Origin of the sequence: Planococcus plakortidis, from assembly GCF_001687605.2 — a bacterium.
Taxonomy (GTDB): domain Bacteria; phylum Bacillota; class Bacilli; order Bacillales_A; family Planococcaceae; genus Planococcus; species Planococcus plakortidis.
Genome location: NZ_CP016539.2, coordinates 420517 through 444254, shown reverse-complemented (window position 1 = coordinate 444254; position 23738 = coordinate 420517). Strand labels below are relative to the sequence as shown.

The following is a 23738-nucleotide window of genomic DNA, read 5'->3' as shown; positions in this document are numbered from 1 at the left end:
TATTATCGCAAAATTCCAAATAAAAGGAAAGCGCCATTTCACACCCACGGAGTCGCCGCGCATCCAAAGCCATGCTAAAATGGGTCTATCATGAAGACGGAAGGGATTTTCCATGGAACTCGAAATTATGCACGCACAGCTTGCAGAAAAACTGTATAACCATACGCTTGTCAATGCCACCATCAGCCAGCCTCGCCAGAAATCGAATGACTTGAAACGCATCAAACTAAAACCGGTCGAACTGAGAGAAGGCTACCGCATCCAGTTCGAATATCAATATGAACAGATATTGAAGCACCAGAATTTGCCCATCGACCAAGCCATTACTGAACTCGAGCGGTTGTTCACTGAGTTTCGCCAAGGCTTGTTCCAGTTCACCGATGAAAAAGTCCAGGTCCAATTGAGCAAGAAATCCAAAGTCAGCTATAAATCCGAAGCCGAGATTCGCCCCGCTGCGGATTTATCGCATAACCGCAAGAAAGACTATTTGCTGCAGGACGGCATCCCTTACCCATTTCTCGTCCGGCTCGGCGTCCAATCGCCGGACGGCAAAGTCAAAAAACAGAAATACGATAAATTCCGCCAGATCAACCGCTTCATCGAATTCATCGACGACGCACTCGAGCATTTGCCGAAAGGCCGGCCGATCCGCATACTCGATTTCGGCTCCGGCAAGTCTTACCTAACCTTCGCGCTGTATCATTATTTGCGCATCGAAAAAGGGCTTGACCTGCGCGTCACAGGGCTCGATTTAAAAAAGAGCGTCATCGAGGAATGCCAAAACATTGCACGCGACCTCGACTATCAGCAGCTTGAATTCCTTGTCGGCGACATCAACGATTACGATAAAGATACCGCGGTCGATATGGTCGTCACGCTTCATGCATGCGATGTCGCGACCGATATGGCGCTTGCCCGCGCCGTCAAATGGAACGCCGGCGTCATCTTGAGCGTGCCGTGCTGCCAGCACGAACTCAATAGCCAGATCCAGTCCTCTCCACTCGATGTCATGCTCCAGCATGGCTTGGTCAAGGAACGGTTCAGCGCACTTGCGACCGATTCGATCCGTGCGGAACTATTATCCCTGGTCGGCTATGAAACTCAATTGATGGAGTTCATCGACATGGAGCATACACCGAAAAACATCCTGATCCGCGCTTACCGAACGAATAAAAAACCCGCACCGGGCCAATTGGAGCGCTACCGGGAATTCACACAACTGTTGAACGCCACGCCGTTTCTTGAAAACGAATTGAAGGAGCTCTTATGAAACGAAAAAATTTAGTCAATGGCATGATTCTTGCCTTCTCGGTCATTTTCATCCGCTTTATCGATGTCCGCATCTACGATATGCCGCTCGTCTTGACGTTGGCATTATTGATGGTGCTGATTTACGGGGGGATCCGCCTCGTCGAACGCTTCCCGGCGCTTGACGAACCCGTCAGCAAACGGACATCGCTGATCACCAACACCTTGGTCATCGTCACGATCTTCCTGGCATTCTTCGTGCTGGGGCTTTAACTTCAGGTATTTGCGGAAGGAATCAATGTTCGGCATTGGTTTCTTTTTTTGTTGAGAATAAGTTTGCTTGTGGAATTGTTGCTGGGGTTGATTTGTGCTTCATGTTGACAGTCGCCGCCGGGCTTTGGGTTGGCCTCTCACTGTAAGCCAAGAAGAACACTTGTCTTACTGTGTCGGCTCACCCCTTTACGCTCGGCGGCTTGGAGATCTCGTTGATTCGGGTCTGTTTAATCAGATCTGCTTCAATATGCAATTGCCGGCTAGTGGGGAAATCGCTTCCTGAGATGCTGCATCTGACCAATGCGTATTTGAATTGAATATCTTGTTGGAAGATGAGGACTGAAAATCACGCTTTCTTTGATCCTAATGATATGAGCTACAAAACATGAAGCATTTTTACATTTTCTATCGAGTGAACAGAAGAAATTCCCTTCTACTTTAAAGCTAGAGACGGAGTGGAAGGGGTGAATGGATGGCGAGGGGAAGCCGAGTCCATTCATTTGCGACGAATCTGCGCAGCAAATATTTTTTTGCGATGCCCGAACATAGTGAGGGTTGAGCAGATGTGGAAGCAACGCGTATCAAGCGATGCTCAAACACAGAGAATTCGGCACCTTGGACGGGCACCCGCCCCATCCCCGGGCAGCTGAAAGCGCGACGTCCTGTCGCATCAGCTGCATGACTCGCATCCTGCGAGCCCCAAGCAGCCCCCTGCAACGCAGTCGAAAAACGGAAACTTTCCGCTCTACTGACCCGAATCTTGTCCCATCGCGCAGTTATTATTGCCAACTATTTTCCACACAAAAAGCCGCTTCTTTTTCAAGAAGCGGCTTCCCGCTATTCAAGGTGTGTTGTCGTTCGGCTTTTCATCCGCCTGTTCTTTGACGACTGACTCAATATAGCTCTTCACCGGCTCGAGCGTCAGTTCCAGATGGCTGGTCTCCAGATGCTTCGCCAAATAATCGAGCTGGTGGTCTTCCACCGCATCCGACTGGAGATTGAGGACGTCATTGATATAGAGCATGCCTTCATTTGTCGCCATCGGGGAATCGACGCCGTCTTGATTTCTTTCCTCGACCGTCTCCAGGCCATGGATCAAGCCTTGTTCTTTCAATTCGTCCATCGCCTCTTTATACTTTTCTTCCCCGATGCCTTCTGACAAGCGGCGGTTGAGCTCTTGGATGTCGTCCAAAGACGCGCCTTTATAATACTGGACATAATACGCCATGAGCACTTGTTCTTTGTCCTGCAATTCATTCATAAGGCTAAACCCTCCATATATTCGTTGTTAGTTGGTTTATTCCCTTTGAGGGGATAGTTAAGCCTGTCCGATTTCCAGAAAACTGAAACTTTCTGGGAAATGAATCGTTAGTACTGAAGGAAGCAAAACGGAAAGAGGTGGCTCATATGAGCAATGAAAAAATTGTTGAGATTCGCAAGCTCTCAAAGACGATCGGCAAAAAGCAGATCATCAAAAACTTGAACTTGGATCTCCATAAAGGGGAAATTACCGGGTTTCTTGGGCCTAACGGGGCGGGGAAAACGACAACAATCCGCATGATGGTCGGGTTGATGAAGCCCACGCAAGGCGATATCCTGATCGGCGGCAAATCGATCCGCACCGATTTTGAGGGAAGCATCGAAAAAGTCGGCGTCATTGTGGAAAATCCGGAGATGTACAAATTTATGTCCGGCTATAAAAACCTGGTGCACTTCGCGCGCATGCATAAAGGCGTGACAAAAGCCCGCATCGACGAAGTGATTCAGCAAGTAGGGATGCAAAACCGCATTAAAGAAAAAGTTGGTTCGTATTCACTCGGCATGCGCCAGCGCCTTGGCCTTGCACAGGCACTGCTCAACAATCCGGAATTCTTGATTTTGGATGAGCCGACAAATGGCTTGGACCCTGCCGGCATCCGCGAATTCCGCATGTATTTGCGCAAAGTGGCACGCGAGAACGATGTTGCTATTTTCGTCTCCAGCCATCTATTATCGGAGATCGAATTATTGTGCGACCGCATCGCCATCATCCAGAACGGCGAGTTGATCGACATCAAAAATGTTAACGAACACCAACAATCCCGCTATTACATAGAAGCCAAGCCTGCTGACCAGGCGAAACAAGTGCTCGAAGAGATCGGCTTTACGGTACACCCTCATGAAAACGGCTATTTAATCGATACAGAACCGGAGCACATCCCGGGCGCCATCAAGCTGCTCACTGCTGCGGGCGTAGATTTGTACGCTGTCCAGCCGCATCGCACGACCTTAGAAGATCAATTCCTTGAAATGACTGGAGGCGGCGAAATTGCTCAAGCTCATACAAAATGAATGGATGAAATTATGGAGTAAAAAAGCAACATGGATCATGGCGATCCTGCTGATCGTCATCTTATTGGCAAATGCCGGCATCACCAAATGGATCGAATCCACTTCCCCTGCACCGGAGATGGGGTGGCAGGAAATGGAAGAAATGAACTTAATGTCAGCCCAAGATCAACTGCAAAATCCGGACATCGGCCCTGCCCAACAAGACTATTACGAAGGCCAGGCCGCGATCGCCGAATACCGGTTGGCCAATGACGCCGAACCGTTCAAAGTCGAATCCTTGCAGCAACAAGTGCTCGACGGCCATATGATGCTGTCACTCGTGACGCTGTTCACGGTCATCGTCGGCGCTGGAATCGTCGCTTCCGAGTTTTCCCAAGGGACGATCAAGATGTTATTGACACGGCCTGTCAAAAGGTGGAAAATACTTACATCCAAATACATCACTACGATGTTATTTGCCTTGTTATTTGCCGTTCTCACTTTCGCATCGATCGCCTTGTTCAGCTGGATTTTCTTCGGAGTCGGAGACGGCGCATTCCTGGTATGGAACGGATCGGAAGTTGTGGAAGGCTCTTACTGGGCTGAAGCATTGAAACTATCCGCTCTCAGCTTGGCGAGCACCTGGATGATCGGGACCTTTGCATTCATGCTCGGGACCGTTTTCCGCTCGAGTTCGCTTGCGATCGGGGTGTCGATTTTCCTCATGTTCGTCGGCGTGCAACTTGTCTTCTTGTTGCAGCGCTTTGAAATCGTCAAATACTATTTGTTCACGCACACCGATTTGACGCAATTCTATACGGGCTTCATGCCAATCCCGGACATCACGATGGCCATGTCGCTTATCGTCTTGACTGTCTATTTCCTGATCTTCATGCTGATCAGTTATTGGACCTTCTCAAAACGTGACGTGACTGCTTAATGGATGCAAAAACCCCTTGAACTCTTCAAAGTTCAAGGGGTTTTGTCATTCAATAGGCAATGCCGACCCGGCTTTTCAGGAAATCATCCGAATCCAATTGCTCGTAAGCAAATAATGCCGTATCGCCGGCCGTGATTTCTTTTCCGTCTTCCGGCAAGTAATTTTCTTCAAAGCGGAAATAGCCTTTCGGTTCGCCGTCAGGCAAATAGGTCGGGCACACGATGGTCCAGTCCAGATCACTCTGTTCCAAAGATTTATAGGCTTTTTCATGTTCTTCCGCGGCAAAGGTCAATTGGCGCTTCGAATCACCGCCTTGATAGCGCAGCAGCCCTGGGCTCAAGCGGCTGTTCAGAATACCGGCGGTCCCGATGGTGATGATGCGCCGTATGCCTTCTTCTTCCATCGCTTTCACGATCAACGGGGTCGCATCCGACAAGGTGGTTGTGCGGTCGGTACCGATTGCGCTGATGACGGCATCCGCCCCTTCGAGCGTCCGTCGGATATCCTCTGCGTTGCGCACATTCCCGACAATCAGATCAAGATTCGGATGGGATTCAAGGTCCGCTCTCCGGACAAGCGCTTTCACTTCATGGCCGTCGCGAAGCGCCATTTTCAAGACGTATCTGCCGACTCTTCCCGTGGCTCCAAATAACGCGATTTTCATCGTTTATCACCCTCCTCGATAATTACAGCAAGCCGTACATACATCTTTTATTTGAATAGATAACCACGTTTAGCCAATACTTCCTTCAGGTCGGGGCGGTGTGGCTTTTTCAGGAATGTCGCCATTTGTTCGCTCCATTTGGCGGTTTTTTGGTTATTCGAGCGTGCCGAATAATAATGCATGATCGTCTCATCGTATGCCGGCAAAATCTCTGCATATTTCGCTTCGTCATATTCATTTTCATGAAGCACCGCTTCTACAGGAAGGCGCGGCTTCACTTCATTGGCTTCATTCGGCACACCGATGGTCAAGCCGTAAACCGGGAAAACACCTTCAGGCAAACCGGCAAGTTTGCTGATCTCTTCCATATTATTGCGCACTCCGCCGATATAGCAGATGCCATAGCCTTTGGATTCAGCGGCAAGCGCCAAGTTCTGTGCGAGCAATCCGACATCCGTGACCGCGACCAGCAAGTTCTCGGCCTGGTCGAAGACAATGTCTTCGCCTTGCAGTTTCGCGGCATGGCCTAAGCGGTTATAGTCGGCGCACATCAAGAACACGGCTCCTGCCCCTTCCATCTGTTTCGGGTTCTTGGACAGCTCGCCGAGGCGTTTGCGCTTGTCTTCATCTGTCACCCAAACGATTGAATACGCTTGTACGAAGTGGGAAGTTGCAGCATGCTGTGCCGCTTCGACCAATTCATGGACTTCTGCGCGTGTCAATTGCCGGTCTTTATAATCGCGGACCGATGCATGTGATTTCATTAATTCGATAACCATTATGTATCCCTCCAAAAATTCTCTTTCCCCTATCGTACCAAAAACTCCTACCGGATACTTGCTTAAGGTTTTTTGCTACAATCAATACACGAGGTGAAACTACTTGAAAACTTTCCGCACCGCCTTTTCATTGTTGTTCCTTTTTATCCTGGGCGCCTTTTTGTTCATTTGGATCGAACGGGAAATCGAAGAGCGCAACGAGCGCGCTGGGCGGCCGCTGCCGACCGGCCTGCACCCGATCGTTGAATCCAAACGCGACCAGCTGATCGCGCAAGCCGAAGAGATCGGCATCGAGATCCTCATCACCGATGGCTTCCGCTCCGTCGAAGAGCAAAATGACATCCATGCCCAAGGGCGCACCCGGGGCGGCAACGTCGTCACCTACGCTGAAGGTGGCGAATCCTATCATAATTACGGACTGGCCATCGATTTTGCGCTGCGCCTTTCGGATGGGTCAGTCGTTTGGGACATCGAGCGCGATGGCAACGGGAATGGCCGTCCCGACTGGTTTGAAGTAGCGGACCTCGCCAAAGAGCTTGGCTTTGAATGGGGCGGCGATTGGGCACGCTTCAAGGACTACCCCCATCTTCAAATGGATTTCGGCTTATCGATTCGCCAGCTGCAAGATGGCTACCGCCCTGAAGATGTAGTTGCCGACTAGGCTCTACGCAAGAGCTGGAATCGTTTCTTGCCGAAAGTCGCGAAGGAAATCCAAGAGAACAAGACTAAAGAACCGGAATTCGGGTAGTATCATTATATAAAGATAGAAACTTATGCCAGTATTTTATTTCTGGATGCCAGAAATGGAAAGAGGTTGCCTGTGGAACAATTCGCCATCGTCATTCCGGCTTATAAACCGGATGAGCCATGTAAACGTATAATTGAAGAAGCGCTATCAGCTGGCTTTTCGCGGGTCATCGTCGTGAATGACGGCAGCGGCCCCGCGTTTGAAGGCTTGTTCGGCGAGCTGGAAAAGCTGCCCCAAGTAACGCTGTTGCACCACGCGGTCAACCAAGGAAAAGGGCGGGCACTGAAAACCGCCTTCCATTACATCCTCAATCATCAACTGCCGATCGAGGCCATCATTACAGCCGATGCGGACGGCCAGCATCTGGTGTCGGATATGGTCAAGATGGCCGATGAAATGGAAGCTTCACCGAACCACGTCGTTCTCGGTGCGCGGGATTTCAGCAAACCCGGCATCCCCTTCCGCAGCCGCTTCGGCAACCGGTTCACGCGCCTATTGTTCCGTCTATCCACCGGCGCGGACCTGACCGATACACAGACCGGCCTGCGCGGCATCCCGGTGAAATTTTTGCCAAGGCTTCTTGACGTGCTCGGCGAACGTTTTGAATACGAAATGAATATGCTCGCGGCTTTGAAGAAAAACTACATCCCGGTAACGGAATTGACGATTGAAACCGTTTATTTGGACGATAATAAATCGTCCCATTTCCATCCGCTGCGCGACTCCTACCATATCTACAAAATCTTTCTGTTCTACGGGTTATCAGGCGCTGCCTCTTTCGGGCTCGATATCGCCTTGTTCTGGGTATTCATCCAGCTATTGCGCGATGAATCACCGGAAGCGTTCATCATCATCGCAACGATCGCGGCACGCATCCTGTCTTCACTTTTCAATTATTACGTCAACCGCAACAAAGTCTTTAAGCAAGGCTCCAAAAAGTCCTTGCTGCGCTATTATATTTTGGCGGCCTTCATCATGGGCGCATCGGCTGCCTCGGTCCAATTCCTGTACGCGGAATGGCTTGGCCGCGGGGAAGTCATCTTGAAAGTGATGGTTGATACGGTGTTGTTCATCTTCGGCTTTGTCGCACAACGCGCCTGGGTTTTCCGCAAAGAATAAATCCTGTCACATATATTCGACGAATACAAAAAAGAGCGGAAGCCTTAGCTTCCGCTCTTTTCTTAATGTTCCGGGCGTTTCGCCTTGACTGGATCGGTGCGCCATACTTCACCGTCTTTATACGTCATGCCTTCCGGATAGCGCAAGTCCAGAACTTCTTCCTGCGTTTCTTTGGACGGCGGCTTCGTCGCCAATGAAACGATGATGATCGTCAGGATCGCAGCCGTGGCACCGAATACGCCGGCGCCTGTATCGATGATGCCAAGAATCGTGAACCCGCCGAATTTAGCGGCGAAAATATACGTCAAGGTCACCGTCAATCCGACCAGCATCCCGGCAATGACACCCGGCCCGTTCGCACGTCTCCACCATACGCCGAGAATCAGCGCAGGGAAGAAGGTCCCGGATGCGAGGGCAAAGGCCCACGCCACGATTTGCGTAATTGCGCCTGGAGGATCCAATGCCACAATTCCGGCTGCGACTGTCGCGATGATGATCGACGCACGGCCAACGAGAAGCCGCTGGTTTTCTGTCGCTTTCGGGTTAATCGAACGATAATAGATATCCTGTGACAAAGCCGCTGAAATGGCAATCATCAGCCCGCCCGCTGTCGAAAGTGCTGCAGCCATGGCTCCTGCAGCCATCAGCCCGATGACGAAGACACCCAGATTGGCGATTTCCGGGGTCGCCATGACCACGATATCGTTACTGATGACGATTTCTTCCCATTGCAGGATGCCGTCGCCGTTTGTATCGGCCACCGATAAGGATCCCGTGTTGACCCAAGACGTTGTCCAAGCCGGTAAATCGGCAATCGAAGAGCCGGCCACTTGGGTCATGAGAATAAAACGGGAGAACGCCGCATACGCTGGCGCTGACAAATATAGCAATCCGATGAACAGCAATGCCCAAGCCCCGCTCCAACGCGCCGCTTTCATGGTAGATACCGTATAGAAACGCACGATAACGTGAGGCAATCCGGCTGTCCCGGCCATTAACGTAAACATAAGTGCAAGGAATTGCCATTTAGTCGCTTCCGTAAACGGCACGACGTATTCCGAAACGCCGAGCTGCTGGTCAAGCTGCTGGAGTTCGCCTACAATCTGCCCGTATGACAGCCATGGAAGCGGATTGCTCGTCAATTGGAGTGACATGAAAATGACAGGGATGAGGTATGCGATGATCAAGACCAGGTATTGCGCCACCTGCGTCCACGTGATTCCCTTCATTCCCCCAAGCGCAGAATAGAACGCGATCAAGACGACCCCGATGATCGTCCCGACAGCTGTCGGCACTTCCAAGAGGCGCCCGATGACGACCCCAGAGCCCGACAATTGGCCGATGGAATATGTAAAACTGATGATGATGGTCGCAACTGCCGCAATCAAACGTGCGGTGCTGCTGCTATAGCGGTCGCCGATAAATTCCGGCACCGTGTAGCGCCCCGATTTCCGCAGCTGTGGCGCCAATAGGAAGGTCAGCAATAAATAACCGCCTGTCCAGCCCATGATATAGGCAAGGCCATCATATCCGAGCAGCATGACCGTCCCGGCCATCCCGATGAACGACGCGGCGCTCATCCAGTCGGCACCGATGGCCATCCCGTTGAATACCGCTGGAACATTGCGCCCGGCTACATAAAAGTCCGATGTTTGCCTAGCCATATTGTAGACCGCAATGCCGATATACAAACCGAACGTTGCCAGGATCAATACAAGTGATACGAGAAATTGTGAATCCACTGCTTCTCCCCCTTGTCAATTACTCTTTTTTGCCATCGCTATTGCCAGCCTGGAAGCTTGCGCTATTCCTTATCCCGCTGGTCCTGGTCCAAGCCAAATTTCTTGTCGATCCGGTCATTGATGATGGCGTTAATGAATAGCAGGATGATGAAGGTCAATACCGCCCCTTGCGCCCCCATGAAATAATGGAAAGGCATGCCATTGACGCTGAATCCCGACAATTCCTCCGCGAACATGACAACGCCGAAAGATGCCGAAAAGCCGATCAATAAATAGATGGTGACCAACGTGGTCCGGGTCCGGAAATACGCATCCGCTTGTTTTTTATCGATCTTCCTCAAAATACCCACCCCTTTATCGGTTTATAAGCCGAGGTTTTCTATTGCGAAGCTCACCCCCTCAACTGGAAAATGAAACGGACAGTATCCAGGAAAGGCAGCGGTACCATAATGATTTTGACGAGCATAAATGCAAAAACCGATGCAAATGGAAGGAGGAAATAAACAGCCTTCCGCTTTCTCAAACCTGCCACGACGGACACGATGGTAATAAGGCTCAAGATAAGAACCCAGATCATCGACTCACTCCTTTTTTGAAAACGCTAACAATTTTGCCTACGTAAGGCATAAACAGTGTATGATTCGGCTTTCCCCCTCCGTTTCCATTTAAAGGATAATAGGTGTTTTCTTTTTTCATTATTCTAAAACTTCTGTTAATTGTCAATGCATTATTGCCATAAGATTAAAATAAAAGATTGATTGCACCCGAATCATTCCTCGCTTAAATTCCATCAGCATGTCGTTACAGCAAGGGAAATATTGCGAAAAAATGAGCCTGCACTCAGGAAAGAATGCAGGCTCATGTATTCAGCTTTTCACGAAATCGTATTCCAGCTTTATTCGATCAGTCGAATGCCTTCATCAAATTGCCCATTTCCACAGCGGAGACCGCCGCTTCGAAGCCTTTGTTTCCAGCTTTTGTGCCAGCGCGTTCAATGGCTTGTTCGATCGTTTCCGTCGTCAGCACGCCGAAGATGACCGGGACGCCCGTCGACATGCCGGCTTGCGCGATGCCTTTTGCCGCTTCGTTGCAGACATAATCATAATGGGTCGTGGAGCCGCGGATGACAGTGCCGAGCGCAATGACCGCGTCGTATTTTTTCGTTTCTGCCATTTTCTTCGCGACCAGCGGCAATTCGAATGCCCCCGGCACCCAAGCAGTGTCGATGTTTTCCTTATTTACGCCATGGCGCACCAGACCATCCACTGCGCCGTCCAATAGGCGCGATGTGATGAAGTCATTGAACCTGCCTGTGACGATCCCGATTTTTAAATCCGATCCGATTAAATTCGCTTCGTAAACTGTTTCCATTTTAACCACTCCTTAGTCGATTAGGTGATGCATCCGCTGTTTTTTCGTTTTCATGTATTGTGTATTGTCTTCCGTCGGCGGGATGACGAGCGCAAGCCGTTCTTCCACTTCAATGCCGTATTCGATCAGCGCGTCTGTCTTGGCTGGGTTGTTCGTCAGCAGCCTGACGCGCGACACGCCCAAATCTTTCAGCATCAATGCGCATAATGTATAATCGCGCATTTCCGCCGGGAAGCCCAGCTGCTCATTGGCTTCGACGGTATCCAAGCCCTGTTCCTGCAGCTCATAGGCTTTCAGCTTGTTCAATAAGCCGATGCCGCGCCCTTCCTGCCTCATATAAAGGACGATGCCCGCACCTGCCTGTTCGATCAATTCGAGCGATTTCGTAAGCTGCGCCCCGCAATCACAGCGGCGCGAGTGGAAGATATCGCCGGTCAAGCATTCCGAGTGGATACGCACAATCGGCGCTTCTTCCGCTGCGGGGTCGCCTTTGACGATGGCGACATGCTCTTCCGTGTCGAGCCGGTTGGAATAGCCGACCATGCGGAACTCGCCGAAATCAGTCGGCATGTGGACGCTCGACTCGCGATTGATCAGCGGGTCTTTCTCCGCCCGATATGCATACAGATCTTCGATCGTAATGAGTTTCAAATCGAAATCATCCGCCAGCTTCTCCAATTCGGGCATGCGCGACATCGAGCCGTCCGGATTCATGATTTCACAAATGACCGCTGCGGGTTCGCTTCCGCTGAGACGCGCCAAATCAACTGACGCCTCCGTATGGCCTTGGCGTTGGAAGACGCCCCCTGATTTTGCGACCAGCGGGAAGACATGACCAGGCCTTTTGAAATCCTGCGGTACGGCTTTCGTATTAAGCATCTGCAAAATGGTGTCCGACCGTTCAAAAGCGCTGATGCCGGTCTTGGCATCTTTATGGTCGATGCTGACGGTAAATGCCGTTTCGTGATGATCGGTATTGTGGCTGACCATTTGGTCGAGTTTCAGGCGCAAGGCGATATCCGGCGAGACCGGCGTGCAGATGAGCCCCCTGCCATGCGTGGCCATGAAATTGATATTTTCAGGCGTTGCATGTTCTGCAAGGCACACAAAGTCGCCTTCGTTTTCCCTTGATTCATCGTCTACCAGAATAATGACTTTTCCTGCCTGCAAATCCTTTACTGCTTCTTCGATTGTGTTTAGCATCGGTTTGCTCCTTTAAAATCCGTTGCGCCGCAAGTAATCGGCGTTCATCGGTTGTTTTGGCGCATGCTCCATGAAACGCTGTACATACTTACCGAACATATCGGTTTCGAGATTGACCGAATCACCCATCTTTTTACCGCCTAAAGTCGTTTCTCCGGCCGTATGCGGGATGAGTGAAACGGTCAAATGGTTTTCGCTGAGTTCAAAGATCGTCAAGCTGATGCCGTCGATCGCGACGGATCCTTTGACGATCGACTGCGCAAGCAATTCAGGAGGGGCTGCTATATCGATATATAGCGCATTTTCCTGGGGACGCTTGCGCAGGATCTTGCCGACCCCATCGATATGGCCAGCGACGAGATGCCCGCCGAAGCGGCCATTCGCTGCCATCGCCCGCTCGAGATTCACGGGACTCGCTGGGCCTAAAGAAGAAAGGGTCGTGCCGCGAAATGTTTCCGGCATGACATCCACCGTGAAACGGTCGCTCGCTAATGAAGTGACCGTCAGGCATACGCCTTCCACGGAAATGCTGTCGCCGATTTTCGTTTCTTCAAGGACGACCTTTGCGCGTATCGCCAGTTCCATGCTGGACGCCCCACGCTTAATGCCTGCGAGCTCTCCGGTTTCTTCGATAATCCCTGTAAACATTCGTGTCCCTCCTTTAACGCGGAAACGGCTTGGACATCTGCCCTGGCCTGTTCCACATATCGCGCTTTCAAGCACATGCCTTGCATAGCGAAACCAGTGTGTAAGCTGCCGAATGCCGGAAGGTTCCGCAAGCTGTTGCGAACCAGCGATAATCCAAGCAGGGGCATCAGGTACTTGGATGGCCTGGCCTTCCCGGGATGCGCAGAAGCGCTCCACGACAGCGCACGCCGGTTGCTCCGGGAAGTTTCCCTGGCAGCTTCTCGCCAACTCTAGCACTCGCTTTGTCATTTGCTGGCTGTCCACTCGATTACATTTTTCAGAACAAAATAAAACCCATCGATTAGCCGATGGGTTAGAAGACAATAGGAAATAGAACTATAGATTGCTCTATAATTTCCGTGTTCTTCCTTCTCCCATCCAGACTTTAACTGTCGGCTTTGGACTTGCACCAAATCCTGCCCCGAAAGGCTCACGGGCTTCGGATTGCTCCGTTACCGTCGATTGGGAATTTCACCCGACCCCGAAGGAATACGATTCAATTGATTCATCCACAGTATGCAAAAAAGGCCCCTTCCAAAAAAAGAAAGGGGCCTTGAAAAATGCATATCAAAGAAACCTAAGCGATTGCTTTCAGGCTGCTTGACTGTTCTTCTCCCATCCAGACTTTAACTGTCGGCTTTGGACTTGCACCAAATCCTGCCCCGAAAGGCTCACGGGCTTCGGATTGCTCCGTTACCGTCGATTGGGAATTTCACCCGACCCCGAAGAACGCTATAGATGATTACCTGTAAGTTTAGCGCAAGCTTAAGCAGCTGTCCAGAATAGAATCTTCAATTCTTTGCCGCAGCTAGCCTGATCCGGCGGACAAAAACCGGATTTTCATCATTCACCACATCGGCCCGCGTTCATCCGTCAATTCGATCACGAACGGATAAATGCCTAAAATGATGAGAAAGGATGCCAGGAATAAGGCGAGGGAAGCAAACGGATTGATGCCGAAAGCGACCGAGATGAACATGAGAAGAGGGGCTGCGAAGACAAATAAACTGGTTTTTTTCCTGGATTCCATCGTGACGAATTGTTCCTCGCGGCATGAGGGGCACTTCATCCCCTCCCCGAGTGTGCATAGCCTGCATACGGTCTGCGCCCACGTCCACAACACACCGCAATTTTCGCATTTCGGCATCATCCTTCTCCCCTTTCCTTATGTTACCTATACTTACGCACTCAATGGAAATAAGTTCCCAAAATCGTCCCATTATTTCATATTCTTTGGGTTCTTCCTGTCATGGACAGCAAAAAAGCACTGCCCAGTTGCGAGCAATGCCTCACTGTTTCCTATAGGTATTCTTTTTCGATTTTCTTCGTGCTGCGAACTGTATCGATCGGCCGCACCATGCTTTCGATCTGTTCACGCTTCGGTTCCAAAAATGGGGGCAAGGAAAGTTTCTCGCCCAAGGTTTCATACGGCTCGTCGCCCATGAAGCCCGGGCCATCCGTCGCCCATTCGAACAATAGGCCAGGTGCCACCCGTGCATATAGCGATTCGAAGAAGAAGCGGTCGACATAGCCCGAAGTCGAGAATCCGATTTCCTGCATATGGCCGATCCACTCATTCAATGCATCGCGATCCGCCACACGGAATGCAGCATGATGCACTGTGCCGAATCCTTGTTGGCCGGACGGCAAATCACTATTGTGCTCGACGATCACTTGCGCCCCGTTGCCGCCTTCGCCCATCTCGAATAGGTGAAGCGACCCTTCATCGGCGATCTCGCGCATATGCATCGCTTTTTCGAGGACTTCTTTCAAGTAATCGAATTGGCCGATACGGATGTGGATAGGGCCAAGCCCGGTGATGGCAAATTCAAGCGGGACCGGCCCATCCTGCCATGGCGTGCCGGCTTGGACGCCTTTATTGTTCTCATCCGATACAAGCATATACTGCTGGTCATCGAAATCCGCGAACGACAAAGTCTTGACGCCGAATTGTTCGGTAATCGCATCATGCTGCACTTCATATTTATCAAAGCGTTTTTCCCAGTAGCTGAGCGCTTCGTCCGATGGCACGCGGAAAGCCGTTTTGTAAATTTCATTCGTGCCGTGTGTTCCTTTCGGGATGCCCGGGAAATCGAAGAACGTCATATCCGTCCCGGCTGAACCTTTATCGTCTGCGAAAAACAAGTGATAGGTTTGGATATCGTCTTGGTTCACCGTCTTCTTGACCAGCCTCATGCCCAATACATACGTGAAAAATTCATAGTTTTTTTCGGCGCTGCTCGTGATCGCCGTTACGTGGTGGATCCCTTTCAATTCATTCATGCATACCGCTCCTTGTCCTTAAGTATTTTATCTTCTGCTTTATTGCTGTCTTGCGCTTCGTAACCGACTTTCTTCAACTTCTCAATCAATTCCATTACTTCCTGTTGTTCAAGCCGGGCAAACACTTTGTCCATCTGCTGTTCATGCTCGGGGAAAATCCGCTTCATCAATTCCTGGCCACTGTCCGTCAAAAGCGCATACGTCACACGCCGGTCTTCTTTGCACGCCTCCCGTTCGACATAGCCTTTTTGCTCCAGCTTATCGACAACATAGGTAATGCTGCTGCTCGCAATCAACACCCGCTTGCCAATCGCCTGTATCGGCTGCCGGCCTTGGTGATAGAGCAATTCGAGCACCGAGAATTCCGTCGCATTCAACCCGTATCCCGCCACGTCGCGTTTGATGGCATCATGCACAGCATCTGCGGCGCGAATCAAAACCGTCACAGCTTTCAGGTTCTGGTTGGAGAACTCCATTCATCTCACCTCTTTATTTCGAATTAAAATATCTTTAATTAAAAGTAATTATAACAAGCAGCAGATGATGGGTCAAGAGAACGGATTCCAATTGCAGCCAATTAAAAACTCCTTTTCGCTATATGCGAAAAGGAGCTGTTGAAATTTATAATTTGAACGTGCCCGTGCTATAAGCCAATAATTCATCCCGGTCGCTGATGACCCGCCCTGTCAGGATCGCCGTACTGTTTGTCTGATGCAGCAGTTCGGCGCGGAAAATGGCCGTTCCCTCCGCCAAGCTTTTGATGAAGCGGACTTCCATTTGAATCGTTGAAACCGCATCGCTCCCAAGTGAGCGCGAAGCAAGGCCCATGACAATATCGATCCCCGACATGATGGCACCGCCGTGCAGCATATTTTGCATATTGTCATTTTCGGTTTTTTTCTTCAAGCGCATGGATGCCTTGCCGTACTCCACCCCATCGATTTCAAAACCGAGCAGCTGGAAATAAGGGCCGTCCTCGAACTGCTCGATCAATTGCGTATATTCCTGTACTTTTTGCACGCGATCTCCCCCAGTTGATTATTCTTCCGTTATTATAGCATTCCTTTTTGAGGGAAATGAGCCTGCAGGATTTTCATGAAAAGCAACGAATACTTAAGGACTACCAAAAGGAGGTTTTTGGATGGCAAATGATTTCGATGTGCTTCCCGGCGCAGAACCGTACATTTCAGAAGGCGAAAAAACGGGAATCCTTATCTCGCATGGATTTACCGGCACTACACAGAGCATGCGCCCGCTTGCCGAGGCTTTCGCGAACGAAGGCTATAGCGTCTATGCCCCGCGTCTTAAAGGGCATGGCACACATTATGAAGATATGGAGATGAGCACGTATCAGGATTGGATCGCTTCTGTCGAGGAAGCTTACGCTTGGCTGTCGGAGCGCTGCGACAAGATATTTGTCGCCGGCTTATCGATGGGCGGCACACTCGCGCTTTATATGGCAGAAAACCATCCGGAGATCCGCGCGATTTCCTTGATCAATGCCGCCGTCGAAGTCCCGGACATGGAAGGCGTCAAAGAATTGCAGGATGTGCGCTTTTTGGACGCCATCGGATCCGATATCAAAAAGCCCGGCATCACCGAGCTTGCCTATGAGAAGACACCGGTCGCTTCCGTAAAGGAGATCCTATCTTTCATGGAGCTGGTCCGCAAAAACCTTTCGGCCATCCATTGCCCGGCCTTGCTGTTCGTCTCGCCGGAAGACCATGTCGTTCCGCCGGCCAATTCAAAATTCATTTTCGATCATATTTCGTCTGTGGAAAAAGACCTCATTGAAATGCCGGACAGCTATCACGTGGCGACGCTCGACCATGACCAACAACGGATCATCGAGGGCACGCTTGCCTTTTTCCGCAAACACGAATAAACGCTGCTCTAGTTATATAGCAAAGGACGGAAGGCTCTCGCGCCTTCCGTCCTTTTGTCCTTTTGTCCTTTTGCCAATTTGTCATTTTTTCACTTTTGAGACGAGCAAGCCATCGATTTCCAACGCGCGTTCCGCTTCCGTCATCGGCAGCCGTTTCCTGGACGCTGGCGATATTAAGATCGGCTGCATGCCTTTTTCGCCGATGACGGCGAGCACCCCTTCCAGTACATCAGCCCGCTCAATAAACACTTTATTGATATAAGAATCGGTTTCCTCCATGCTGGTTCCTCCCTTTAATTGAGAAAAACCCCCGGCTGAGCCGGGGGTTTCGTCATTAAAGTGCCGATTCGATGGCATTGACCATTTCGCTGACAGACTGCAGCCCGCCGCCAGACAAGTACCAATAGTCCGGATCCAAGTAAATGATCTTATCATTTTGGTAAGCGTTCGTTTTCTGGACCAATTCGTTTTCCAACGAATCTTTCGCGCTTGCATCATTGCCTACTGCTGCATTGCGGTCGACGACGAACATTATGTCCGGGTTCGTATCAAGGATGTATTCATACGTGATGCTTTGGCCGTGAGTCGAAGCTTCAATACCTTCGTCCGCCTGTTTCACGCCGAACACATCGTGGATGATGCCGAAGCGCGAAGCGGCTCCGTATGCGCTGACTTTTCCTTCATTGGCCAGGACGATCAAGCCTTTTTCATCGGAACTTGCTGTTTTCTCTTTGATGCCTTCGATTTGCTCGTTGATGGCTGCAAGCTCTTCTTCAACTTCCGCTTGTTTGCCGAAAATCTCCCCGACCGTTTCCATATTTGTCGTGAACGAATTCATGTAATCCGTTGTGTCCACGCCTAAGTGGATTGTCGGTGCAATATCGCTGAACTCGTTATACATTTCCGCTTGGCGGCCGGAAATGATGATCAAGTCCGGGTCCATGGCGTGGATCGCTTCAAAATCCGCTTCTTTCAATGTGCCGATGTTTTCATATTTCTCCGTATCTTCATATTGTTCCAAGTATGTAGGAATATTCCCTTGTGCCACGCCTGCAACAGACTCTACGCCCAATTGATCCAGTGTATCCAAGATCCCAAAATCGAACACCACGACTTTTTCCGGGTTTTTCGGCACTTCCGTCTCGCCGAGTTCGTGCGTCACGGTCATCGTTTCCGCCTCCGTCGTTTGCGCATCTGCCGTTTGGCTATCTGTCGCCTCTTCCTCTGCACCGCATGCTGCAAGAACCGCAAACATCATCAACACTAAAATTGCCGTTATCCATTTCTTCATTTTTCCGTCTCCTCTACTTTTGAATTTGTTGGATGGTGGACATCCCTTGCATTATGTAATGGTTCCTGAATGATATTTGAGAAATCTCTCCTCTCGTCCGCCGGATGATACTGATAATCATTATCACTCAACTACATTTATTAGTATAGCAGAATAAAAAACACTTTCAACCACTAAATGAGAATTATTTTCATTTGTTTTTCTCAAATGAAATAGCTGAAGCTGTTTACATTAAAAAAAGACCCCGCACGAACTGCCTCTAAGCCGTCAGTTGTTCCTAACGCTTCCGTTGCAGCCCGATAATGGGTCTTTTCTTCACTCAGTGTCTTTGAACGTTTCTTGCAAAATGTAATAGGATTCTTTCAAGCGTTCCTGTGTTTGCGGAAGCTCCCATGGTTCCCATGAATAAAACTTGCTGTTGTCCAGGCCTACCGATTCGAGCTCTTTTCCATCGGAATTCTCAAGGACCGCTGCGGCTTTTATGCCTTCAACCGTCATGCTCGCCTCGATGCCGTCTTTTTGCAAATCGCCCGTGAATTCCTTTTTTGCCGGGTCTTTGGCATTCAGCAGCATCCACGGAATCCGGATTTCCAAAATCCCGCTTTCTTCTGAATAGTAATAGTCGTTTAAGGAATCGTATTGTTCGTCTTCAGGATCGGCTATGCCAAAGCGAAGTTTTCCTGTTTCATAATACTCGAAAGGATACACTTCTCCTGTATCCGGCCGCGTGAATTCCTTATTCAACGCCAGGCGAATCGAATGGAAGTTGTTTTCGATGTCCGGCTCTTGCGGAATCATCTCCAGCCGCTCGTAGTAATCGTAATAGAACGTGTCGTAATCGCCGGCCACTTTAATCGCGGCCTCTTCCCCATCGATGGAAAGTTCGAAGTCAGCAAGGAAGCTGTCTGCCACTTCGATTCCCTGGTTTTCCCGCACACTGAAGAAGAGGCGCAAGCGGTCTTCATTCCACCATTTTTGTTCAGGATCGAACTGCGCTTTGACATACACATAGCGCTCATCGGAATCCATCGACAACGAACGCAAGGCCCCTTGCTCTTTTTCATACAGCGATGATTCGTCCTGCCAATCATCTTCGCCGTCGACTTTCACTTTATGGCGGTCGAAACTCAGCAAACCGAATTGCTGCTCATTCGTTTGGGCGTTGGACCAGAATGGCCGCTCATCCGGATTGTCATAATCCATCGTATTCCATGTACGTTTGAACCATTCATCCTGCCAAGTGAACACCAAACCGCCAAGCATGCCTTCTTCGAGGATATCTTCATACAGACGGCTTACGATGCCCCCTTGCTCATTCTCGGAAATGAAGCCCTGATTCCAGCCGAACGGATTTTTATGGGTCATTCCTCTTGAAGCCGGCACACCGAATTCCGCAATCAATAATGGCATCTCGTGCGATTCATTCAAATCACGCAAATACCCCGCATAATTATTGCGTTCGCCCCGGTGGTCAATAAATTCCGTGTACTTTTCCTCCAAGTTAAGGAAATCGGGATAATACGGATAGACGTGATAGGAAGCGAACATGCCCACTTCCTCCAATTCGCCCGTGGTGCGGATATGGTTCGGGTCGACGGTCGCCACATCTTCCTGCTCACTCGGCTCCGCTGGTTGATCGATGTTATCGGTCGTCACCCAATTCGTGAAGCTGAGCGGGCGCATGCTGTTGTAAGTTTCGTATTCATAGACCGCCAAAACGTCCAGCTGCTCCGCAATCCAATGCTCCATCGGGTTGGCATCTTGTGTTTTAACAAATGTGCCCGAAAACTCCCCGAGATCCGGATATTTTCGCTCCATTTCATCAACGGTATACGGATACCATTCAATGCCGATCATCCAGCCGATGACGTAATCGGAAATATCTGCCGTATACGTGCCGGAAGCATGACCAGGCTCTGTTTCCACTTTGGCCTCGCCATGAATCGCATCGGCGACTTTTTTCATTTCCTGCTGAAAGCGCTCCGTGATTTCAGGCGTGAAGGCATCCAAAGTTTCTTCGAGCGGCCCTTCGTCGATCCACACGCCGTGGTATACATAGAGCGGCGTTTGAGCCGTTTTGTTATACTGCGCCAATGCTTCATAAAAAGCAGGCGGGTGGAGCGTATAGACACGGATCGCGTTGGCGTTCATCTCGCCGATCGCCTTGAACCAGCGGTCATATTCCTCACGTGAAATCGCTGCCTCACCAGGGAAAGCACCCGGTTTTGCCATGCCCATATTGACGCCTTTGACGGTGAATTCCTTCCACTCGCCGTCTTCAAACACCTCAAACTGCTCGCCGTTCACGCGCGATGGATAGGAAACTCCGTCTTTTTCAGCCGACGATGACACTTGTGACGGTGTTTCCTCTTGATTTCCAGCACTGTCTGCAAGGATTTTTTCCATCATCGGCACGTAAGTCTTCCAGTAAAAATTGCCGCTGCCTCCAAATGGCAGGTACTGGCGGATTTTAGCCCATCCGCCATATTGATGGAAAGAAGGCACATCTTCCACATCAACGAAATCACCCGCGAAATAGTAGACATCGCCCCCATCCGCAGTTCTATGCATAACGGCCGGGAAATTCTCCGGGATCCCCTGTTCCAAGAGCATGGCCTGTCCTTGTCCTGCCAGGTTCCATTCGTATTCGGCAAGTACTTCTGTCTGCCCTTGTGCTTCATTGATATCAAACCAGTAATCGAATGATGGACTGTCCGTTAAGCCGAAAGCCGCTTGGCCAGGCTCTGTGAATTTCACGTGCAACCCAGCACTTTCGATGTCGCCCCGCTCCTCGGACAATACGACAATCTTGCCACTGGTGTCTTCGACGAGCACAAACCCTCCGCCCGTGAACTGCCAGTCTTCCGCATCCTTTTCATAGTTCTGGACAATCCATTTCGGCACTTCGGCTCCCGCTGCCAAGTCCGGGAAATAACGGCCGCTCCAGCCACTCCATTTGATGCCAAGAAATTCTTCCATGTCTGCGCTGACGGCAGAATCTGTCGGGGAGGCGAATGTATTGAATTCAACGACTAAATCGCTGCCCGCGTCCAACACTTGCTGCTTGATCGCCTGCCATTCAACCACCTCCAAGCCGCCATAGATGAGCTCAGAACGTTCACCTTTTACTTCTTGCCACGGGAGATCGTCTTCATATACCCCGTATGCGTCAGCCAAATAAATCAAATCATAGCCCGCCCCGAGTTCTTCGATGCCGCGAATGCCATAACTCTCCCCGGCTTCATCCGGCATAAAACCGAAATAATCCGCATCTGCGCGGTAGTCCGACTCGTCCTCTTTGACATAACGGTTATGGTTCAGTACCCAGGTCAGCCCTTTATGTTCGCGGTAATTTTCCGCGGGGACGGTTTTATCGATAATGGCCACATTCAAAGGTTCGCTTCCCTGCAACCACCATAAACCGACCGGCAATAACAGCAGTGATAAAACAAGCGCTAAGCCGATAAATGATTTTTTCAAAATGATTCCTCTTTTCCTATAAAACCCATTTACGGCTATTATATAATATTAAATTTTAGTTTATATAGAAAATCTCCCCAAACCATGAACGCTTTGAGAATTTTTCTATCGGATGAATCCAACAAGGGACCTGGACAGAAAAAGCCCGCCCTTTTTTTTGAAGGACAGGCTTTTTTAAGCTTAATCAATGGGTCGGCAATTTTGCATTCGAGCTTCTGAAGATCGCCAATTGATCGATCAGTTTCTGGCTTCCGGCATCCAGGCCGGTCACTTCCACTTCATTGGCGTTCTCGCGGAACTTCAGCACGACCCGGTCGACGGCGCCGACGCCGGAATCGTCCCAAATATGGGCATCCGTGAAATCGATGATCACTTTCTCACGTTCGACATCGAAATCGAATTTCTCCAGGAAATCCTCGACCGACGCGAAGAACAATTGGCCTTCGACGCGGTATTGCCTCGCATCGAGCAAACGTTTTTCCACTTTGATCTTGGAAATCTTCGAGACGAAGAAGATCGCACTTAGCAGGACACCGGCCAATACACCAATCGATAAATCGTGCGTATAGACAACGATTGCGACAGTCGCCAGCATAACGATCGAATCGGTTTTCGGTGCTTTTTTCAAATAAGTGAATGAAGCCCAATCGAATGTGCCGATCGATACCATGATCATGATGCCGACCAGTACCGGCATCGGGATCTGCACGACAACATTGCCAAGAACGATGATCAAGAACATCAGGAAAGTGCCGGCAACAAGTGCCGACAAGCGGCCGCGGCCACCTGATTTGACATTGATGACCGATTGGCCGATCATCGCACACCCCGCCATGCCGCCGAAGAAACCGGTGACGAAGTTGGCAATCCCCTGCCCTCTGGCTTCTTTGTTCTTGTCGCTTGTCGTGTCGGTCATGTCATCGACGATATTGGCCGTCAGGAGCGATTCAAGCAAGCCGACAATCGCCAGTGCAAGTGAGTACGGGAAGATGATGGCCAATGTTTCTAAATTAAATGGCACATCCGGCAACAGGAACCTTGGGAGCGTCTGGCTGATTATGCCAAGGTCCCCTACAGTGCGCAAATCGAAACCGGAATAGATTGTGACGGCAGTCAATACCACCAGCGCAATGAGCGGTGACGGAATGGCTTTGAAAAAGCGCGGGACGATATAGATGATGGCCAACGTGACGGCCACAAACACATAAGTCATCGTGTTGATGCCTAGAAAATGCGGCACCTGTGCCATGAAAATCAGGATGGCCAGTGCATTGACAAAGCCGATCATGACCGCACGCGGGATAAATTTCATGACTCTAGCGACTTTGAAGACGCCGAACAGGATCTGGATGACCCCGGTCAAAATCGTCGCGGCAAGCAAATATTCCAGCCCATGATCACGGACAAGCGGCACCATCAATAGCGCCATAGCGCCGGTAGCGGCTGAAATCATGCCGGGACGGCCGCCGACGAAAGCGATGATGACCGCGATGCTGAAGGAAGCGTACAGGCCGACCATCGGATCGACTCCTGCAATGATGGAGAAGGCGATGGCTTCCGGAATAAGCGCAATGGCGACGAGAATCCCCGACAAAATATCACCGCGGATATTCCCGAACCATTGGGTTTTAAGACTTTGTTTCACGTGGTCGTGCTCCTCTATTCTTTATTTGAAAGTTTCTTCGTGATTACCGGAAACCTTATTTTTTCACAAT

23 protein-coding genes and 2 riboswitches are annotated in these 23738 nt (G+C 50.2%); of the genes, 7 read left to right on the top strand and 16 right to left on the bottom strand.

Annotation, left to right across the window (positions count from 1 at the left end):
• Positions 1–112 precede the first annotated feature (112 nt).
• A complete protein-coding gene (locus BBI15_RS02355; protein ID WP_068871906.1) occupies positions 113–1270 on the top strand; it encodes a class I SAM-dependent methyltransferase in 1158 nt (385 codons plus the stop codon).
• Positions 1267–1521 (top strand): hypothetical protein, encoded by a 255-nt coding sequence (locus tag BBI15_RS02350; RefSeq protein ID WP_068871904.1) that lies wholly within the window; start codon positions 1267–1269, stop codon positions 1519–1521. The genes BBI15_RS02355 and BBI15_RS02350 overlap by 4 nt, the downstream gene beginning before the upstream one ends.
• 841 nt (positions 1522–2362) lie before the next feature.
• On the opposite strand, the gene BBI15_RS02345 is transcribed toward BBI15_RS02350, so the two are convergent.
• Positions 2363–2782: a hypothetical protein gene (locus tag BBI15_RS02345; protein WP_068871903.1), complete on the bottom strand. Its 420-nt coding sequence runs from the start codon at positions 2780–2782 to the stop codon at positions 2363–2365.
• Between the two features lie 146 nt (positions 2783–2928).
• On the opposite strand from BBI15_RS02345, the gene BBI15_RS02340 reads away from it, so the two are divergent.
• Both BBI15_RS02340 and BBI15_RS02335 read left to right on the top strand, forming a co-directional pair.
• Positions 2929–3852 carry an ABC transporter ATP-binding protein gene (locus tag BBI15_RS02340; protein ID WP_068871902.1) on the top strand — a complete coding sequence of 308 codons (924 nt, stop codon included), beginning with the start codon at positions 2929–2931 and terminating at the stop codon, positions 3850–3852.
• On the top strand, positions 3830–4771 hold the full coding sequence (locus BBI15_RS02335) for an ABC transporter permease (RefSeq protein WP_068871901.1): 942 nt from the start codon (positions 3830–3832) through the stop codon (positions 4769–4771). Before BBI15_RS02340 ends, BBI15_RS02335 begins: the two co-directional genes overlap by 23 nt.
• Before the next feature lie 49 nt (positions 4772–4820).
• Here BBI15_RS02335 and BBI15_RS02330 read toward each other — a convergent pair whose 3' ends face one another.
• Both BBI15_RS02330 and BBI15_RS02325 read right to left on the bottom strand, forming a co-directional pair.
• The gene (locus BBI15_RS02330; protein WP_068871900.1) at positions 4821–5435 is read right to left on the bottom strand and encodes an NAD(P)-dependent oxidoreductase; all 615 of its coding nucleotides are present in this window, start codon (positions 5433–5435) and stop codon (positions 4821–4823) included.
• Between the two features lie 47 nt (positions 5436–5482).
• A complete protein-coding gene (locus BBI15_RS02325) occupies positions 5483–6214 on the bottom strand; it encodes an NADPH-dependent oxidoreductase (protein WP_068871899.1) in 732 nt (243 codons plus the stop codon).
• 103 nt (positions 6215–6317) lie between these two features.
• Between BBI15_RS02325 and BBI15_RS02320 the strand changes: the two genes are divergently transcribed.
• Both BBI15_RS02320 and BBI15_RS02315 read left to right on the top strand, forming a co-directional pair.
• Positions 6318–6875, top strand: a complete 558-nt coding sequence (locus BBI15_RS02320) for a M15 family metallopeptidase (protein ID WP_068871897.1) — start codon at positions 6318–6320, stop codon at positions 6873–6875.
• Between the two features lie 159 nt (positions 6876–7034).
• The gene (locus BBI15_RS02315) at positions 7035–8081 is read left to right on the top strand and encodes a bifunctional glycosyltransferase family 2/GtrA family protein (RefSeq protein WP_068871895.1); all 1047 of its coding nucleotides are present in this window, start codon (positions 7035–7037) and stop codon (positions 8079–8081) included.
• 62 nt (positions 8082–8143) lie between these two features.
• Here BBI15_RS02315 and BBI15_RS02310 read toward each other — a convergent pair whose 3' ends face one another.
• From BBI15_RS02310 to BBI15_RS02265, 9 genes are all read right to left on the bottom strand, one after another.
• Positions 8144–9823, bottom strand: coding sequence for a sodium:solute symporter family protein (locus BBI15_RS02310; protein WP_068871894.1), 1680 nt, complete (start codon positions 9821–9823; stop codon positions 8144–8146).
• Between the two features lie 62 nt (positions 9824–9885).
• On the bottom strand, positions 9886–10164 hold the full coding sequence (locus tag BBI15_RS02305; RefSeq protein WP_068871892.1) for a DUF4212 domain-containing protein: 279 nt from the start codon (positions 10162–10164) through the stop codon (positions 9886–9888).
• A 562-nt stretch (positions 10165–10726) separates the two neighbouring features.
• Complete coding sequence (gene ribH, locus BBI15_RS02295; protein WP_068871888.1) at positions 10727–11194, bottom strand: 6,7-dimethyl-8-ribityllumazine synthase; 468 nt, start codon at positions 11192–11194, stop codon at positions 10727–10729.
• A gap of 12 nt (positions 11195–11206) precedes the next feature.
• Positions 11207–12397 carry a bifunctional 3,4-dihydroxy-2-butanone-4-phosphate synthase/GTP cyclohydrolase II gene (locus BBI15_RS02290; RefSeq protein ID WP_068871886.1) on the bottom strand — a complete coding sequence of 397 codons (1191 nt, stop codon included), beginning with the start codon at positions 12395–12397 and terminating at the stop codon, positions 11207–11209.
• Between the two features lie 12 nt (positions 12398–12409).
• Positions 12410–13045 carry a riboflavin synthase gene (gene ribE, locus BBI15_RS02285; RefSeq protein ID WP_068871884.1) on the bottom strand — a complete coding sequence of 212 codons (636 nt, stop codon included), beginning with the start codon at positions 13043–13045 and terminating at the stop codon, positions 12410–12412.
• A 401-nt stretch (positions 13046–13446) separates the two neighbouring features.
• Positions 13447–13577: riboswitch (FMN riboswitch) on the bottom strand.
• A 110-nt stretch (positions 13578–13687) separates the two neighbouring features.
• A riboswitch (FMN riboswitch) is annotated at positions 13688–13818 on the bottom strand.
• Positions 13819–13931: 113 nt separating this feature from the next.
• Positions 13932–14234 carry a TIGR04104 family putative zinc finger protein gene (locus tag BBI15_RS02280; RefSeq protein WP_084632715.1) on the bottom strand — a complete coding sequence of 101 codons (303 nt, stop codon included), beginning with the start codon at positions 14232–14234 and terminating at the stop codon, positions 13932–13934.
• A gap of 149 nt (positions 14235–14383) precedes the next feature.
• Positions 14384–15367 carry a ring-cleaving dioxygenase gene (locus BBI15_RS02275; RefSeq protein ID WP_068871879.1) on the bottom strand — a complete coding sequence of 328 codons (984 nt, stop codon included), beginning with the start codon at positions 15365–15367 and terminating at the stop codon, positions 14384–14386.
• On the bottom strand, positions 15364–15843 hold the full coding sequence (locus BBI15_RS02270) for a MarR family winged helix-turn-helix transcriptional regulator (protein WP_068871877.1): 480 nt from the start codon (positions 15841–15843) through the stop codon (positions 15364–15366). Before BBI15_RS02270 ends, BBI15_RS02275 begins: the two co-directional genes overlap by 4 nt.
• 145 nt (positions 15844–15988) lie before the next feature.
• A complete protein-coding gene (locus BBI15_RS02265; protein WP_084632714.1) occupies positions 15989–16387 on the bottom strand; it encodes a PaaI family thioesterase in 399 nt (132 codons plus the stop codon).
• Between the two features lie 121 nt (positions 16388–16508).
• Here BBI15_RS02265 and BBI15_RS02260 point away from each other — a divergent pair, with 121 nt between their 5' ends.
• Complete coding sequence (locus tag BBI15_RS02260) at positions 16509–17252, top strand: alpha/beta hydrolase (protein ID WP_068871875.1); 744 nt, start codon at positions 16509–16511, stop codon at positions 17250–17252.
• A gap of 81 nt (positions 17253–17333) precedes the next feature.
• Here BBI15_RS02260 and BBI15_RS02255 read toward each other — a convergent pair whose 3' ends face one another.
• The 4 genes from BBI15_RS02255 to BBI15_RS02240 all read right to left on the bottom strand — a co-directional run bounded on the left by BBI15_RS02255 (position 17334) and on the right by BBI15_RS02240 (position 23668).
• Positions 17334–17531, bottom strand: coding sequence for a hypothetical protein (locus tag BBI15_RS02255; protein WP_068871874.1), 198 nt, complete (start codon positions 17529–17531; stop codon positions 17334–17336).
• 55 nt (positions 17532–17586) lie between these two features.
• Positions 17587–18543 (bottom strand): siderophore ABC transporter substrate-binding protein, encoded by a 957-nt coding sequence (locus BBI15_RS02250; protein WP_068871872.1) that lies wholly within the window; start codon positions 18541–18543, stop codon positions 17587–17589.
• A gap of 315 nt (positions 18544–18858) precedes the next feature.
• Positions 18859–22023 (bottom strand): hypothetical protein, encoded by a 3165-nt coding sequence (locus tag BBI15_RS02245; RefSeq protein WP_068871870.1) that lies wholly within the window; start codon positions 22021–22023, stop codon positions 18859–18861.
• Between the two features lie 184 nt (positions 22024–22207).
• Positions 22208–23668, bottom strand: coding sequence for a SulP family inorganic anion transporter (locus BBI15_RS02240; protein ID WP_068871868.1), 1461 nt, complete (start codon positions 23666–23668; stop codon positions 22208–22210).
• Positions 23669–23738 lie beyond the last annotated feature (70 nt).

What these genes read in the sequence shown, in the direction of transcription:
- BBI15_RS02355 (WP_068871906.1), top strand. Translation starts at nt 113, where the DNA reads ATGGAACTCGAAATTATGCACGCACAGCTTGCAGAAAAACTGTATAAC.
- BBI15_RS02350 (WP_068871904.1), top strand. Translation starts at nt 1,267, where the DNA reads ATGAAACGAAAAAATTTAGTCAATGGCATGATTCTTGCCTTCTCGGTC.
- BBI15_RS02345 (WP_068871903.1), bottom strand. Translation starts at nt 2,782, where the DNA reads ATGAATGAATTGCAGGACAAAGAACAAGTGCTCATGGCGTATTATGTC.
- BBI15_RS02340 (WP_068871902.1), top strand. Translation starts at nt 2,929, where the DNA reads ATGAGCAATGAAAAAATTGTTGAGATTCGCAAGCTCTCAAAGACGATC.
- BBI15_RS02330 (WP_068871900.1), bottom strand. Translation starts at nt 5,435, where the DNA reads ATGAAAATCGCGTTATTTGGAGCCACGGGAAGAGTCGGCAGATACGTC.
- BBI15_RS02325 (WP_068871899.1), bottom strand. Translation starts at nt 6,214, where the DNA reads ATGGTTATCGAATTAATGAAATCACATGCATCGGTCCGCGATTATAAA.
- ribH (WP_068871888.1), bottom strand. Translation starts at nt 11,194, where the DNA reads ATGGAAACAGTTTACGAAGCGAATTTAATCGGATCGGATTTAAAAATC.
- BBI15_RS02290 (WP_068871886.1), bottom strand. Translation starts at nt 12,397, where the DNA reads ATGCTAAACACAATCGAAGAAGCAGTAAAGGATTTGCAGGCAGGAAAA.
- ribE (WP_068871884.1), bottom strand. Translation starts at nt 13,045, where the DNA reads ATGTTTACAGGGATTATCGAAGAAACCGGAGAGCTCGCAGGCATTAAG.
- BBI15_RS02280 (WP_084632715.1), bottom strand. Translation starts at nt 14,234, where the DNA reads ATGATGCCGAAATGCGAAAATTGCGGTGTGTTGTGGACGTGGGCGCAG.
- BBI15_RS02275 (WP_068871879.1), bottom strand. Translation starts at nt 15,367, where the DNA reads ATGAATGAATTGAAAGGGATCCACCACGTAACGGCGATCACGAGCAGC.
- BBI15_RS02270 (WP_068871877.1), bottom strand. Translation starts at nt 15,843, where the DNA reads ATGGAGTTCTCCAACCAGAACCTGAAAGCTGTGACGGTTTTGATTCGC.
- BBI15_RS02260 (WP_068871875.1), top strand. Translation starts at nt 16,509, where the DNA reads ATGGCAAATGATTTCGATGTGCTTCCCGGCGCAGAACCGTACATTTCA.
- BBI15_RS02255 (WP_068871874.1), bottom strand. Translation starts at nt 17,531, where the DNA reads ATGGAGGAAACCGATTCTTATATCAATAAAGTGTTTATTGAGCGGGCT.
- BBI15_RS02250 (WP_068871872.1), bottom strand. Translation starts at nt 18,543, where the DNA reads ATGAAGAAATGGATAACGGCAATTTTAGTGTTGATGATGTTTGCGGTT.